The following is a 1467-nucleotide window of genomic DNA, read 5'->3' as shown; positions in this document are numbered from 1 at the left end:
CTGGAAGTCGCCATCCGTCTCTATCACGGCGATCTGTTCTCTACCAGGGTCCTGACCCAGACGGCCCGCTCCTTCGGCGATGATAGCTTCCTGGTCTTCGATCCGGATCTCGGACACGTTCCGCGCGAAGGTCAATTCGAGACTTCGGCCTGCTCAGCTCGAGTGACGCCTGGGGCTACGCGTGATCAACGGGGGTGTGAGCGAATACTGCTTCGACCCGGCGAGTGAATCTCCGCTCGGCTGGCGAATCTCAGCCCTTCTTGGGGTTCGGGTGAAAAGCCCGGTGCAATTTCCAACGCACCCGGCCCAATAGTGAGCGATCGCGGCGGAGTCGTGCTTCGCGAATCATCGACTCGACGGGAGTGACCAGCTTGGAGTGCGCATCCTGGCGGATCCACTCCAGGTATTCTTCGGGGGTCTGGAAACCCCGAACCTGAGCGGATAACGCCCCGTGCTTGCCGATCGTCGCGTCTCGCCGCATCAGACAGTATTCTGAGCGAGGGTCATCCATATTGTGCGCGAATAGCGGCGGAACGAGAGTGCCGTTGACCAGACCGTCCAGGCTCATCGCGTGCTGGTCAACGGGAAATCCGTGTCCACTACCGGGTTCCCGGATGTAGCGCTGAAGGTATTCCACGCGGGCCAGAAAGGATTGCCCCGCGCGAGAAAGCGAGCGCAGCACACGCACTCCGCCCATTTCGACGCTATTGGCGACGGCGAGTTCGTCGTCCCAGTCTTCCTCCATGAAAACCCAGCAGCCCACCATGCCGAGACGGGCTTCGCGACGCAGCGCCGGCGCGACTCGCTCCGTCCATCCGTGTGGCAGCAGGATGTCGTCGTCGATCTTTCCGCCGAGGTCGCTCGTGGCTTGTTCGAAGAACCAGAGGCTGGGTTCGCGTTGCTTCACATTTTCGGGCGACATGTGTCGCTGGACGATTCGCGGATCATCCAGCGACGCGATCAGATCGGCCGTGCCATCCGTCGACGCGTTGTCCCAGAAGTACAAGCGGAAATCAGCTGGATCCCGAAGCAGCTGATCGACCGTCTTCTGCACGTACTCCAACCGGTTCCATGTGATCAGTAGCAGGTCGACGGGTCCGCTCATGATGCGGACTCCGGGATGGCCGAATCGAGTCGTTGCACGCATTGCTGCGCCATTTCCAGAAAGCGGGGCAGGGGAAAGCGATCGAGATTCATCGCCAGGTGGCCGAGCGCCGAAAACAGGTGAGAACGCGCGTCGATGAGTTCGCACTCCAGGATCCGGCAGTGCGCTTCCACTTCGCCGCGCAGCACCCGGTCGCCGAGTTTCAGGCAGTCCGCCATGCGAATCAGATCGAAAATCGCGTGGCCCCGCACCCTGGATCCACCCCAATCAATGACCACGAAACGCTCGGGCCAGGGACCGGAACGGGTCGAGTCCAAGAGCACGTTCCCCCGCCAGAAGTCGTTGTGAATCAGGACGTAGCG

Annotated in this window: 2 protein-coding genes; both read right to left on the bottom strand. The window is 61.4% G+C overall.

Annotation, left to right across the window (positions count from 1 at the left end; all coding sequences use genetic code 11):
- Window positions 1-250 precede the first annotated feature (250 nt).
- Window positions 251-1105 (bottom strand): glycosyltransferase family 2 protein, encoded by an 855-nt coding sequence (locus GY725_21465; GenBank protein ID MCP4006757.1) that lies wholly within the window; start codon window positions 1103-1105, stop codon window positions 251-253.
- Window positions 1102-1467 (bottom strand): phosphotransferase (locus GY725_21460; protein ID MCP4006756.1); only part of this gene is annotated, 366 nt, incomplete at its 5' end. The genes GY725_21465 and GY725_21460, both read right to left, overlap by 4 nt.

It is taken from the genome of bacterium (genome assembly GCA_024226335.1).
Taxonomy (GTDB): domain Bacteria; phylum Myxococcota_A; class UBA9160; order SZUA-336; family SZUA-336; genus JAAELY01.
Note: the sequence above shows the minus strand (reverse complement) of the source record. Positions and strands in the feature narration are given on the sequence as shown.